The organism is Terasakiella sp., assembly GCF_048267425.1.
In the GTDB taxonomy this organism is placed as follows: Bacteria; Pseudomonadota; Alphaproteobacteria; order Rhodospirillales; family Terasakiellaceae; genus Terasakiella.
In genome coordinates, this window is the sequence record NZ_JBLWXN010000001.1 from 225,484 (window position 1) to 238,322 (window position 12,839).

10 protein-coding genes are annotated in these 12,839 nt (G+C 49.3%); 4 read left to right on the forward strand and 6 right to left on the reverse strand.

The features are described from left to right. Positions 1-124: 124 nt before the first annotated feature. The 3 genes from ACN0VA_RS01030 (at position 125) to ACN0VA_RS01040 (ending at position 3,350) form a co-directional block, all read left to right on the forward strand. Positions 125-715, forward strand: a complete 591-nt coding sequence (locus ACN0VA_RS01030; RefSeq protein ID WP_417819339.1) for a hypothetical protein — start codon at positions 125-127, stop codon at positions 713-715. Positions 716-819: 104 nt separating this feature from the next. Then, positions 820-2,067, forward strand: coding sequence for a response regulator (locus ACN0VA_RS01035; RefSeq protein WP_417819340.1), 1,248 nt, complete (start codon positions 820-822; stop codon positions 2,065-2,067). A gap of 17 nt (positions 2,068-2,084) precedes the next feature. After that, positions 2,085-3,350, forward strand: a complete 1,266-nt coding sequence (locus tag ACN0VA_RS01040) for a diguanylate cyclase (protein ID WP_417819341.1) — start codon at positions 2,085-2,087, stop codon at positions 3,348-3,350. Between the two features lie 4 nt (positions 3,351-3,354). On the opposite strand, the gene ACN0VA_RS01045 is transcribed toward ACN0VA_RS01040, so the two are convergent. Next, entirely contained in the window at positions 3,355-4,053 is a 699-nt protein-coding gene (locus tag ACN0VA_RS01045) for a helix-turn-helix transcriptional regulator (protein WP_417819342.1), read from the reverse strand. Positions 4,054-4,145: 92 nt separating this feature from the next. Between ACN0VA_RS01045 and ACN0VA_RS01050 the strand changes: the two genes are divergently transcribed. After that, positions 4,146-4,538, forward strand: a complete 393-nt coding sequence (locus tag ACN0VA_RS01050; protein ID WP_417819343.1) for a hypothetical protein — start codon at positions 4,146-4,148, stop codon at positions 4,536-4,538. 63 nt (positions 4,539-4,601) lie between these two features. Here the strand turns inward: ACN0VA_RS01050 and lpdA are convergent, their stop codons facing one another. From lpdA to sucC, 5 genes are all read right to left on the reverse strand, one after another. After that, positions 4,602-6,005 (reverse strand): dihydrolipoyl dehydrogenase, encoded by a 1,404-nt coding sequence (lpdA, locus tag ACN0VA_RS01055; protein WP_417819344.1) that lies wholly within the window; start codon positions 6,003-6,005, stop codon positions 4,602-4,604. 82 nt (positions 6,006-6,087) lie between these two features. Beyond that, complete coding sequence (gene odhB, locus ACN0VA_RS01060) at positions 6,088-7,701, reverse strand: 2-oxoglutarate dehydrogenase complex dihydrolipoyllysine-residue succinyltransferase (protein WP_417819345.1); 1,614 nt, start codon at positions 7,699-7,701, stop codon at positions 6,088-6,090. Between the two features lie 17 nt (positions 7,702-7,718). Next, positions 7,719-10,658, reverse strand: coding sequence for a 2-oxoglutarate dehydrogenase E1 component (locus ACN0VA_RS01065; RefSeq protein WP_417819346.1), 2,940 nt, complete (start codon positions 10,656-10,658; stop codon positions 7,719-7,721). Positions 10,659-10,762: 104 nt separating this feature from the next. Further along, complete coding sequence (gene sucD / locus ACN0VA_RS01070) at positions 10,763-11,638, reverse strand: succinate--CoA ligase subunit alpha (protein ID WP_188660624.1); 876 nt, start codon at positions 11,636-11,638, stop codon at positions 10,763-10,765. 1 nt (position 11,639) lies between these two features. After that, positions 11,640-12,839: an ADP-forming succinate--CoA ligase subunit beta gene (sucC, locus tag ACN0VA_RS01075; RefSeq protein ID WP_417819347.1), complete on the reverse strand. Its 1,200-nt coding sequence runs from the start codon at positions 12,837-12,839 to the stop codon at positions 11,640-11,642.

The window sequence follows — 12,839 nt, forward strand, 5'->3', positions numbered from 1 at the left end:
AAGACCTTTGAAAACCGTCATCGCGCATACTGCGGGCCTTCAATAAATCTTTCAAACATTCTTACCGATTATGGTATGAAAGACGATAAAAGATTTTTCTCGACGGTTTTTAAAGGACAAAGGCGTGCCCCGTCATTCACAGCAAATCAGCTTGGCAGCAAAATTCGGTTTTTTACTGGGTTGGGGCTTTTTTGCCTTGGCTTTTCTTTTAGCCGCCGCCGAAGCCACGTTGGCCCGTCATAGCCTGTTTACCTCTGCCAACGATCTTTTGCTCACCCTTGCCCCCGGCAAATGGATTGCCTTTAAACATCATTATGATTCTGCCCTCTTAAAGTTTCTCATTGCAACGCTCCTGCAACTACCGGGCTGGTTGCTCGCAGGTTTGCCCGCTGCCCTGCTGATCTGGACCTGTCGCCCCCATCGTGAAGACATGGACCCGGATTTATATCATTCCCTCACGACATTTGATCGTCTGGCCAAAATGGCAGAAGAAGACGGCGCACAGGATGATGATCCGACGTTTCAAGAATATGATCCCCACGATTACGACGACGACCTGCAAAAAGACGACGTCGCCAACGCCCGTTCCTATATGAAAGACTGGCATCCGGAAGAAGTCGATGAACAAGATATTCCCCCCCGGCCCAAAGGCCCCCACGAACGTATGGATAGCGCACGCGACAACTTAACCATCCCCTTTGACAAACTATCCTGACCCGCTCTTCTTTCCACAGCTCAACACAGAGTTATCAATTGCGAAGCAAGTAAAGTTTCGCTACTTTAAAAGAAGACCAAATAATAATTGAGTAGACATAAAAAATGGCCGAGATCCTATTGGTAGAAGATGCGAAATTTTTTCGCAATATCATAAAATCACAGATAGAAAGCAAGTTCGGCTACAACGTGACAGCCGTTGAAACTTATGGGGAAGCTGTCGAACAACTGACCAACAGCAACAAACATTTTGATTTGGGTCTTTTGGACCTCAATCTACCGGATGCCCCGGATGGTGAAATTGTCGATATCGTAACCGGCATGGGGGTGCCGTCTCTTATTTTTTCCGGTCATTTCAGCGAAGCGGTACGCGATCTGCTGGAACACCCCAGCGTGATCGACTATGTCGTCAAAGACAGTCCTGCCAGCCTGAACTACGTCCTCAACATGGTGGATCGCTATTTCAAAAACAGCGCCAATTGCGCCTTGGTTGTTGATGACTCGCGTGTTGCGCTCAAGCATATGGAAACCTTGCTGAAACGCTTTAATTTTAAAGTTCTAAGTGCAAGTACAGGTCACGATGCCCTGAACGTTTTCAACGAAAACCCGGACATTCGTCTCATCATTTGCGACTATAACATGCCGGACATGCAAGGAACCGAACTCTGTAAACTGATCCGGGCGCAAAAAAGCCGCGATCAAGTTTGTATTATCGGGGTATCAGCCTATGGCAATCAGACCCTGTCGGCACAATTTTTAAAAGCCGGTGCAAGCGACTTTCTCGTTAAACCCTTTCTCACCGAAGAGTTTTTCTGCCGCATCACATTGAATATGGATGCTTTGGAAAAAGTGCACAAACTGGATGAGCTTGTTCACACTGATTTGGTCAGCCAATTGAAAAATCGCCGTTTTCTGGAAGAGGAATATGAGAGAACCTGCCAAAATGCCGAAACAAACGACCTGTCTCTCGCCTGCGCCTTCTTTGAACTTGATGATTTTAAAACCTTTAACGAAGCCCACGGCAATGATGCTGGTGATGCTGTCCTGTTTATGATGGCGCGGGAATTTGAACGTCATTTCAACCGAACATCCCCGCTTGTCGTGCGCTACAGCGGCAGTCAGTTCTGCTTTTTATGCGCAACCGACCAACCCAATAATTTTGTGGAAGAAATGCAAACACTGCATCGCCATATCATCAACCGTGACTTCCGGTTTGGAAAACAGCTGTTGAACGTCGACGTCAGCGCTATGCTCTGTATTGCCTCACCCGGCAAATATGCAGAGCTTCTTGATGATACAAAACGCACTCTCGAAAGCCAAACTGCCCGCAAGGGCTGCTTTGTCACAGCATAGACGCAGGCCATAACTTTATGACAGATTTCCACCAAACAATTGATATTCTCCTCGTCGAAGATGCGAAATTTTATCGCAGCGTTCTTAAAAGTCAGTTGGAAAAAGAACTCGACTGCAATGTCATTTGCGCTGAAACATTCAAACAGGCCGCGACCATTTTAAAAGAACGCGGGAATACCTTTTTTCTGGCCCTGCTTGATTTGAACTTACCAGATGCTCCCAATGGTGAAATCGTCGAATACGTCATCTCGCAGCCCATCCCGTCTATTGTTTTTTCGGGTCATTTCAATGAAGAGATTCGCGATGACCTGATGCAAAAAAATATCATTGATTATGTCGTCAAAGACAGCCCTGCCAGTATTGAATATGTCATTTCAACAGTGAAACGCATATACCTAAACCAATTTATTAAAGTTTTGCTGGTTGATGATTCCAAAACAGCGCGATATCAGATGCGAGGGCTGCTTCATCGTTATAAATTTCAGGTTTTAGAGGCTTGCGACGGGCTGGAAGCCTTGAAAGTTCTGGATGAAAACCCCGACATTATGATGGTCATTACAGATTATAACATGCCAAATCTTGATGGGTTCGAGCTGACCAAAAAAATCCGTACACATTATTCAAAGCGCGAATTGTCAATCGTTGGCGTTTCAACTTACGGCAACCACGCTCTTTCAGCAAAATTCATTAAGATCGGTGCCAATGATTTCATAACCAAACCTTTCTTAAACGAAGAGTTTTTCTGTCGCATTTCCCAGAACATTGAAATGCTGGAATATATCAATGCCCTCAAAGACTCGCTCATCACCGATTATTTAACGGGCGTTCGCAACCGACGTTATTTGTATGACCGTGGTCAGGAAATGTTCAAAGAAGCCCGAAAAGGCGACGGCTATTTAATTGCTGCCATGATCGATGTGGATCATTTCAAACAAATCAATGACAGTTTCGGCCATGATGCCGGAGATTTTATCTTAACGGCTGTTGCCAAGAAAATTGATCACTTCTTCAAGAACAAAGGGGTCGTCGCCCGCTTCGGTGGCGAAGAATTCTGTGTCTTGATGTATCGTGAGGATACCGAAGATGTTATCGAAACCTTCGAAACCCTGCGTGATGTCATTGCAGAAACAACCTTCACTTATGACAACCACGAATTAAGTGTGCAAATCAGTGTCGGCATTACGTGGCAATCCACGGAAGGTCTGGATGATTTAATCAATCTTTCTGATCGCTTCCTATACGACGCGAAGAAAAGCGGGCGCAATTGCATTCATGCGGGATAGTTTTCTATTTGCCTAATTCATCACAATGATCACGGTTGCGATAATCATTTAACGCTTTCCCCGGTTCATCGCGAAAACGCTCCGCCAAAGTCTGTAAGTTCTGAATGCGATCTATACGAAAATTACGAAAATCGCTACGGAGTTCACACCAACCGCATAAAAGCCAAATTGGGCCGAGGAAAATCATCGCCAAAGGACGAACGGTGCGCACCGACGTCTGTTTGCGTTCATCCACATAGTCAATTTCAATTTTATATTTCTCCCGGATCGCCAACCGCAATGCAGAGAAATCAACCGTCCACGGGACATGAATGGCGCTTTGAAAGGCAAACAGAGCGGTGCCATGCAACCTTTCAAGAGAGGCTGCAGGTAAGGCATTTTTAATCTTATCCAATGCACTGCGCGCCGAGCGCCCCATTCGATCATCTGTCCAGTTGCACACCATCGCCATCCCCAGAACCAGACTTTCGATCTCCTCAATATCAAAGCTCAGTGGTGGCAAATGGTATCCTGCATCCAAAATATAGCCGACACCAGCTTCACCTGAAATTGGTACACCGCTGTTCATCAATTCCTGAATATCGCGATAAATCGTGCGCACACTGACTTCGCATTCCTGCGCAATATAGTCAGCCGTCACCGCCCCACGGCGTCCTTGTAATAAGGTGGTGATTTTTATCAGACGTTCTGTTCGTTTCATCATTTTTCCATTTTGACACAAGTCTCCTGACAGCTAGATGTCAGGAGTATGGCAGTAAGGTAAGGACAGTTCAACTCGTACAGAAGGAGTTCAAAATGTACGTCAACTCTAAGTCCCTCACGGTGAATGTCAGTGCGGAAAAACTGTTTAACTTTGTTTCAACACCGGAAAATCTACCCAAATGGGCAATCAATTATTGCCACTCCATTCAAAAAGATGGCGATATTTATCGCATTCAGGGGCCGATGGGGGAAAGCTATTTTGATATCAAAGCCGATGCGCAAAGCGGAGTCATCGATATGTATGGCGGATCAAACAAGGATATGCTGCATCCCTTTCCATCCCGTGTGGTCTCGCTGCCTGATGGCTCCGCTCACTTGACCATGACCTGTGTGATGATGGAAGACCTGAGCGAAGAAGACATAAAAAAACTGGAACAGTCTTTCGCTGAAGAATTTGACATGCTGCGCCAACAGGTCATGTCATAAAAACAAAAACGGCGTACCGTCCAAAAGAGGGTACGCCGTTTCTTGTATTGCTAAGCTGGTGACTTAGGCATGCAAAGCGCGTTTATCACACGCCAAAGCTGCTTCTTTCACCGCTTCGGGTAAGCCCGGATGACCGTGGCATGTACGTGCAATATCTTCGCTGGACCCGCCAAATTCCATTGCCTGTACAACTTCTTGAATCAGATCACCACCGGACGGACCAATGATATGGGCGCCCAGAACACGATCCGTTTTCTTGTCTGCCAGAATTTTGACAAAGCCTTCACTGTCGCCATTGGCTAACGCACGACCATTGGCCTGGAAGGGAAACTTGCCAACTTTATATTCGATCCCGTCTGCTTTCAGACCTTCTTCCGTACGGCCCACGCTTGCGATTTCGGGGTGCGTGTAAACAATACCCGGAATCACATCGTAGTTTACATGACCGGATTGACCTGCCAGCATTTCAGCAACCGCAACGCCTTCTTCTTCGGCTTTGTGCGCCAGCATCAAACCGCCGATCACGTCACCAACCGCAAAGATCCCGGCAACATTGGTTTGCAAGTCGTGATCTACTTTGACAAAGCCGCGCTCGTCCATTTCAACACCGACTTCCGCCAAACCGAGGTTATCGGTATAAGGGCGACGACCGATGGAAACAAGGCAGGCATCGACCTTAAGTTCTTCTGCATCTCCGCCTTTGGCCGGTTCCATTGTCAAGGTAACAGATGTTTTGGTTTTCTTCGCAGCTGTGACCTTGGTTGCCAGTTTGAAATTCAAACCTTGTTTTTTCAAGATACGTTGGGCTTGCTTGCGCACTTCACCATCCATACCGGGCAGGATTTGATCCATAAATTCAATAACCGTGACCTCTGCGCCCAGACGGTTCCAGACGGAACCCAGTTCGAGACCGATCACCCCACCGCCGATAACAGCAAGCTTTTTCGGGACTTTGCGCAATTCCATTGCCCCGGTTGATGACATCATAACTTTTTCGTCAATTTCCAAAAACGGCAAGGATGCCACATCAGACCCGGTTGCAATCACGATGTTTTCTGTCTTTAGAACTTCTTCACCGCCGGCATTCAAAGAAACCGTTACTTCATCAGCTGCCGTAACCTTTCCTTCGCCCACAAGGTATTTGACCTTGTTCTTTTTCATCAAGAACTCAACGCCTTGCGTCAATTGCTTCACGACCGCTTCTTTACGGTCGATCATTTTGTCCAGATCAAGTTTCGGCGTGACGTTAATGCCGTGTTCCGCCATTTCATGGGCGGCCATTTCATAAAGATGGGTGGATTGCAGCAAGGCCTTGGCCGGAATACAGCCCACATTCAAACAAGTTCCGCCCAGACTGCCGCGTTTTTCCACAACAGCTGTTTTCAAACCCAGTTGTGCAGCACGAATGGCGCAGACATATCCACCGGGGCCACCGCCGATGACAACAACGTCAAAATTATCGCTCATATCGATCTCATTCCTTTGTCTTGTAATACAGTAAAAAACGGGAGCCGACACACTGCCGACCCCCGCTTTATTTCTTTAACGCTTAGGCGTCCAGCAGGATGCGCTGCGGATCTTCCAGACATTCCTTGACACGTACAAGGAAGCTGACTGCCTCGCGACCATCAATGATACGGTGGTCATAAGACAAGGCCAGATACATCATCGGGCGTGCCTGAATGGAACCATCCGGCATCACCATCGGGCGCATTTGCGTTTTGTGCATACCCAAAATCGCAGATTGCGGACGGTTCAGGATCGGTGCAGACAACAAGGAACCAAACACACCACCGTTAGAAATGGTAAAGGTTCCCCCCATCATTTCGTCCATTGTCAATGAACCGGCGCGGGCGCGTTTGCCGTAGTCCACGATATCGCCTTCGATTTGTGCCAGTGATTTTTCATCACAATCACGCACAACCGGCACCACCAGACCCGTCGGAGAGCCAACGGCGATCCCGACATCGTAATGGTTTTTATAAACGATTTCGTCACCGTCGATTTCCGCATTCACGGCAGGCCATTCACGCAGAGCTGTCACACAGGCTTTTGTGAAAATACCCATGAAGCCAAGCTTCACACCGTGTTTTTTCTCAAAACCGTCTTTATATTGCTTGCGCATTTCCAAGACACCGGTCATGTCCACTTCGTTCCAAGTGGTCAAGATCGCCGCTGTGTTCTGTGCTTCTTTCAAGCGAGATGCAATCACCTTGCGAAGACGGGTCATTTTGACACGTTCTTCACGCGGACCTTGCGGACGCGGCGGGATCATCGCCCCGTTTGGTGTCGAAGACGCAGCCGGTGCAGCCGCCGGGGCCGGAGCCGCCGCAGGTGCTGCAGCAGGAGCCGGTTTCGCCGCCGCCGCTTTGTCTTTTGCAGCCTGACCGCTTTCGATATAGGCGAGAACATCGCCCTTCACCAAGCGACCGTCTTTCCCTGTTGCAGGAATTTTCGCAGCATCAAGGCCGTTTTCTTCAACCAGCTTGCGAACCGCAGGAGCCAGAGGCAGGGACGTATTTGCCGCAGCTGCCGGAGCCGAAGCCGCAGGCGCGCTTTTCGCCGGGGCTGCACTGGATGCCGGTGCCGCCGCACCAGCCGTTGCACCAACAGCAATACGACCAACAACCGTACCGACTTCAACGTCTGTCTCTTCGCCCGCGATAATCTCAACCAGCACACCGGCTGCCGGTGACGGCAGTTCAGCAGTTACTTTATCGGTTTCGACTTCACACAGGGCTTCATCAACAGCAACTTCTTCACCGACTTTTTTCAGCCAGCTGGAAATTGTGCCTTCGGTAACCGATTCACCCATTGCCGGGATAACGATATCCACCGTTTCACCCGTACCGGCAGAAGCCTCTTGTGCAGGAGCCTCGCTGGCAGCAGGAGCAGCAGCGGCCGGAGCAGCCGCAACGGTTTCACCCGCTTCACCCACCATACACAGGACCGCACCCACTTCCACGTCGGAGTCTTCTGCGGCAACGATTTCAACCAAAGTACCCGCAACAGGCGACGGTACTTCGACAGTGACTTTGTCTGTTTCCAGCTCAACAAGCGGTTCGTCAACAGCGACTGTGTCGCCGATATTTTTGAGCCACTTTGAAACCGTACCTTCCGATACGGATTCACCCAAAGCAGGAACAGTAATTTCTGTGGCCATTTGTTTCCTCACAACTCTTATAGTTTAGATGCAGCCATTTTGGTTTCACGCGCAAATGGTGTCGGCAGGCTTTCCAGCTTGCCAGCCAATGCTTCGTCAACCAGGAACTGTTGTTCGGCAACGTGAACCTTGTTCAGGCCCGTTGCAGGCGATGCAGATGCACGGCGACCGGAATAACCCGGGAAGCCACCCTTCATACCCAATTCTTGACAGATATAAAGCAAACGCGGGAAGACAAACGTCCAATAGCCCATGTTTGCGGGTTCTTCCTGACACCAGACCATGTCGGCATTGGGATATTTCGCCAACTCTTCCTTAATGGACTCTTTCGGCCAAGGATAAAGCTGTTCGACACGAACGATGACAACATCGTCGATCCCTTTGTCACGGCGCGTTTGCAACAGGTCATAGTAAACCTTACCTGTACACAGAACGACCCGCTTGATCTTGTCATTCGCCACCAGCTTGTCGGTTTCACCAATAACACGCTGGAAGGCAGAACCTGTCATAAATTCAGACAGTGTGCTTTGACACAGTTTGTGACGCAACAAAGACTTCGGCGTAAAGATCACCAAAGGTTTGCGGAAGTTGCGGCACAACTGACGACGCAGGGCGTGGAAATAGTTCGCCGGTGTGGACACGTTCAGAACTTGCCAGTTGTCTTCGGCACACAGTTGCAGATAACGTTCCGGGCGCGCGGATGAGTGTTCCGGACCTTGACCTTCGTAGCCATGCGGCAACAACATGGTCAAACCGGACAGACGCAACCATTTGGATTCACCACTTGAGATGAACTGGTCGATAATCATCTGGGCACCGTTGGCAAAATCGCCAAACTGGGCTTCCCACATGACCAAAGCATTGGGTTCTGCCAATGAATAACCGTATTCAAAACCAAGAACAGACAACTCGATCAGCGGACTGTCGATAACTTCATAATCGCCTTGTTCTTCACGAATACTGTTCAGCGGACGGTAGCGTTCTTCGCTTTCCTGATCCACGATCACGCTATGACGTTGGGAGAATGTCCCGCGACCGCAATCCTGACCAGACAGGCGAACCTTGTGCCCTTCCACCAAAAGAGAACCAAAGGCCAAGGCTTCAGCAGTTGCCCAATCGATCCCTTCGCCGGTCTCGATCATTTTGGACTTGGCTTTCAGCTGGCGTTCAACCTTCTTATTCACATTAAAGTTATCGGGCGCCGTAGAAATGGCTTTACCGACTTCTTTCAACAATTCTTCGGAAACAGAGGTATCTTCATTACGGAATTCCTCTTCGCCCTTGGCATTGGCAAACCCTTGCCATTTACCTTCGAACCAATCGGCCTTGTTCGGCTTATAGGCCGTACCCGCCTGAAATTCCTCTTCCAGACGACCTTTGAAATCGTCGTAGATATCTTGAACCTGTTGTTCACTCAGAACTTTTTCAGCAACCAGACGCTCTGCATAAAGTTCGCGCGTGGTTTTCTGCGCCTTGATCACTTTATACATATGCGGGTTGGTGAACATCGGTTCATCCGACTCGTTATGACCGTGACGGCGATAACAGAACATATCGATGACCACGTCTTTACCAAATTCCTGACGGTATTCGGTTGCAATACGGGCCACGTGAACCACAGCTTCCGGATCATCCCCGTTTACGTGGAAAATCGGTGCCTGTACCATCTTGGCAACATCAGACGGATATTGGCTGGAACGCGAATAATGCGGGGCCGTTGTAAAACCGATCTGGTTGTTGACGATGATATGAATGGTCCCGCCAACTTTATAACCGCGCAGACCCGACATGGCATGGCCTTCCGGCACAATCCCCTGACCGGAATAAGCCGCATCACCGTGTAACAACAACGGCATAACCTGACGGCGGTCTGTATCACCGAGTTGTTCCTGTTTAGCACGTACCTTCCCGTGGACAACCGGGTTGACCAGTTCAAGGTGAGACGGGTTTGCAGTCAAAGACAAGTGAACGGTGTTGCCATCAAATTCACGGTCCGCAGATGTCCCGAGGTGATATTTCACATCCCCTGAACCTTCGACATCATCCGGGTTGGATGAATTACCCTGAAATTCCGAGAACAGCGCGCGAAACGGCTTGTGCATCACATTGGTCAAAACGTTCAAACGACCGCGGTGTGGCATCCCCAGAACAACTTCTTTCAAACCCAGCTGCGCCCCGCGTTTCAGGATCTGTTCCATCGCAGGAATAAGGGCTTCGCCGCCTTCCAGACCGAAACGTTTTGTCCCTGTGTATTTTTTATCAAGGAATTGTTCAAAGCCTTCGGCTTCGGTCAAACGTTCCAAAATTGCCTGTTTGCCTTTTACGGTAAAGGCAGACTGGTTTTCAGTGGATTCGATGCGACGCTGGATCCAGGCTTTCTCTTCCGGTTCCTGAATGTGCATAAATTCCACACCGATATGACGGCAGTATGTGGATTGAACTTTTTCCACGATCTCGCGCAATGAAGCCGTTTCCAGCCCCAGCACAAAATCGATAAAGATCGGACGGTCCATATCTGCATCGGTGAAACCGTATGATTTCGGATCCAGTTCCGGGTGATAGTCGTTACCCTCGATCCCCAGTGGGTCAAATCGAGCGATAAGGTGACCGCGTACGCGGTAAGAACGGATCAGCATCAACGCGCGGATGGAGTCCATCGTTGCGGCGCGGATCGCGTCTTCATCAGCCTGTGCATAAACCGCACCCGCCTGTGGCTGTGCAGATGCAACCGGTGCCGTGACGGATGTTGCACCCGTATTGACGACGCCGTGGCTCGGTTTGTTCCAACTCGGACCGCTCAGGTCTTGCAGTGCTTCCAGACCTTCAGCGCGCAATCCGGAGAAAAAGGACACCCAACTCTGATCAACAGAGGACGGGTCCCTCATATAACGGGCGTAAAGTTCTGCCAGATAGACAGTATTTTGGCCATTCAGGATTGTTTCGGGGGTATCAACCATATTTTTTCTTCCCTAGAGGGGTGCGGTTCACTTCTTAACGGTGATCCCGCACCCTAACTCCCAAGACTAGGATTTGGAGCGGCAAGAGCCGCTCCCAACAACGATTAACCGTTTAACAGTTTAACCATTGTGCTACCGATAGAAGCCGGTGAGTCAGCAACGGCAACGCCGGCAGACTTCATTGCTTCCATTTTGGCATCAGCCGTACCTTGACCGCCGGAAATGATGGCACCAGCATGGCCCATACGTTTACCCGGAGGTGCAGTCACGCCTGCGATAAAGCCAACAACCGGTTTCTTAATTTTGGACTGCTTGAGGAATTCACAAGCTTCTTCCTCAGCCGTGCCGCCAATTTCACCGATCATAACGATGGATTCTGTTTCATCATCACCCAGGAACATTTCCAGACAATCAATGAAGTTTGTGCCGTTAACCGGATCACCACCGATACCGATACAAGTAGATTGACCCATGCCCGCTGCCGTTGTTTGTGCAACAGCTTCGTAAGTCAATGTACCGGAACGTGAAACGATACCAACAGAACCGCGTTTGTGAATGTGACCCGGCATAATACCGATTTTACATTCACCCGGTGTGATGACACCCGGGCAGTTCGGGCCGACAAGACGTGTTTTGGAATTTGCCAACGCACGTTTTACCTTCACCATATCCATCACCGGAATACCTTCGGTGATACAAACAGCCAGTTCGATTTCAGCATCAATCGCTTCCAAAATCGCATCGGCTGCGAACGGCGGCGGAACGTAAATCACAGATGCGTTTGCACCTGTTTTTTCACGTGCATCAGCAACCGTGTCGAAAACCGGCAGATCAAGGTGAGTGGAACCGCCTTTGCCCGGTGTAACACCACCGACCATTTGTGTCCCGTAAGCAATCGCTTGTTCAGAGTGGAAAGTACCTTGTGCGCCAGTAAAACCCTGACAGATGACTTTGGTATCTTTATTAATCAGAACGGCCATGTTATGCAGCCTCCTTCACAGCTTTCACGACTTTTTCTGCCGCGTCAGCAAGGTTATCAGCAGTGATGATCGGCAGACCGGATTCAGAAAGAATTTTCTTACCTTGGTCTACGTTTGTCCCTTCAAGACGTACAACGAGCGGCACGTTCAAAGAAACTTCGCGTGCAGCAGCAACAACGCCGTCTGCAATCACGTCACAACGCATGATACCACCGAAGATGTTGACAAGAATGCCTTCAACGTTCGGGTCGGACAGGATCAATTTAAAGGCTTCTGTCACGCGCTCTTTCGTCGCCCCGCCACCAACGTCGAGGAAGTTTGCCGGCTCACCGCCGTACAGTTTAATGATGTCCATTGTACCCATCGCAAGACCAGCACCGTTCACCATACAACCGATTGTTCCATCAAGTTTGATGTAGTTGAGGTCATGCTTGGAAGCTTCCAGTTCCATCGCATCTTCTTCGTCTTCGTCGCGCATTTCTTCAACCGCTTTTTGACGGTAGAGAGCGTTTGAATCGAAGTTCATTTTCGCATCCAGTGCAACCAGATCGTCTGCACCGGTCACAACCAGCGGGTTGATCTCAACCATAGACGCATCCAGCTCGATGAACGCTTTATACATACCAGCAAGGAACTTAGCACAAGACTTGATTTGTGCGCCTTTCAGGCCCAGACCAAAAGCAACCTGACGAGTGTGGAACGGCATAATGCCTGTTGCCGGGTCGATCGCAACGGTCAGAATTTTTTCGGGTGTGGAAGCTGCAACTTCTTCAATATCCATACCGCCTTCTGTGGAGGCCATGATGGTCACACGAGAGGTTGCACGGTCGATCAAGAACGCGAGATAAAGTTCGGAAGCGATGTCACAACCGTCTTCGATGTAAACGCGCTTAACTTCTTTACCTTCTGCACCAGACTGGTGTGTCACCAGTGTGTTGCCAAGCATTTGTTTTGCGTTTGCTTCGACTTCGTCAACAGATTTGACAACGCGAACACCACCGGCTTCGCCAGCGTCTGCTTCTTTAAATTTACCTTTACCACGGCCACCGGCGTGGATTTGGGATTTTACGACAAAAACCGGACCACCCAGTTTTTCCGCTTCTGCGCGCGCTTCTTCAGCTGTGTAAGCCACACCGCCATTCAGTACAGTCACACCATACTGTTTCAGAAGCTGCTTAGCTTGATATTCATGAATATTCAT

What these genes read in the sequence shown, in the direction of transcription:
- ACN0VA_RS01035 (WP_417819340.1), top strand. Translation starts at nt 820, where the DNA reads ATGGCCGAGATCCTATTGGTAGAAGATGCGAAATTTTTTCGCAATATC.
- ACN0VA_RS01040 (WP_417819341.1), top strand. Translation starts at nt 2,085, where the DNA reads ATGACAGATTTCCACCAAACAATTGATATTCTCCTCGTCGAAGATGCG.
- ACN0VA_RS01045 (WP_417819342.1), bottom strand. Translation starts at nt 4,053, where the DNA reads ATGATGAAACGAACAGAACGTCTGATAAAAATCACCACCTTATTACAA.
- ACN0VA_RS01050 (WP_417819343.1), top strand. Translation starts at nt 4,146, where the DNA reads ATGTACGTCAACTCTAAGTCCCTCACGGTGAATGTCAGTGCGGAAAAA.
- lpdA (WP_417819344.1), bottom strand. Translation starts at nt 6,005, where the DNA reads ATGAGCGATAATTTTGACGTTGTTGTCATCGGCGGTGGCCCCGGTGGA.
- odhB (WP_417819345.1), bottom strand. Translation starts at nt 7,701, where the DNA reads ATGGCCACAGAAATTACTGTTCCTGCTTTGGGTGAATCCGTATCGGAA.
- ACN0VA_RS01065 (WP_417819346.1), bottom strand. Translation starts at nt 10,658, where the DNA reads ATGGTTGATACCCCCGAAACAATCCTGAATGGCCAAAATACTGTCTAT.
- sucD (WP_188660624.1), bottom strand. Translation starts at nt 11,638, where the DNA reads ATGGCCGTTCTGATTAATAAAGATACCAAAGTCATCTGTCAGGGTTTT.
- sucC (WP_417819347.1), bottom strand. Translation starts at nt 12,839, where the DNA reads ATGAATATTCATGAATATCAAGCTAAGCAGCTTCTGAAACAGTATGGT.